Source organism: Pseudoalteromonas sp. MMG007 (assembly GCF_018100985.1).
Lineage (GTDB): Bacteria > Pseudomonadota > Gammaproteobacteria > Enterobacterales > Alteromonadaceae > Pseudoalteromonas.
This window is the reverse complement of record NZ_JAGJEI010000050.1, coordinates 1-554: the sequence shown is the minus strand read 5'-3', so window position 1 is coordinate 554 and position 554 is coordinate 1. Positions and strand designations below refer to the sequence as shown.

Below are 554 nucleotides of genomic sequence, written 5' to 3'. Positions count from 1 at the left end.
TCCCAGCTTTCACTAGACAGTTTTTAACTCAGAATAGTACGCCTCTTCAAACTTAGCAGGTGAAACACCGCCTGTGTGTGAATGGCGCTTTTTTGGATTGTAAAACATTTCTATAAAATTAAATATCTCAGCTTTCGCATCTTCGCGTGTCGAGTATATCTTACGCTTAATTATTCGCTTTTTAATTGTCGCAAAAAAGCTTTCAGCAACTGCATTATCATGACAGTTCCCAGCTCGACTCATCGAAGGCACAAGATTATGTTCTTTCAAAAATGCGAGATAGTCAGCGCTACCGTATTGGCTACCTTGGTCACTATGTACCATTACCTCAGCCTTCGGTTGACGATGATATACAGCCATCAACAGTGCATTTATCACCAACTGCTTATCCATATTTTTATCCATCGACCAGCCCACAATGCGCCGAGAGAATAAATCCATCACTGTTGCCACATATAAAAAACCTTCATAGGTTCTTATATAAGTTATGTCGCTCACCCACGACTGGTTCGGCGCTGGCGGGTTAAATTGACGCGCTAATAAGTTATCTGCAA

At 41.3% G+C, this 554-nt stretch carries 1 protein-coding gene; it reads right to left on the bottom strand.

Annotated features, from left to right (window positions below):
* Positions 1-12: 12 nt before the first annotated feature.
* Positions 13-554 (bottom strand): IS3 family transposase (locus J8L71_RS18365; RefSeq protein WP_211001803.1); only part of this gene is annotated, 542 nt, incomplete at its 5' end.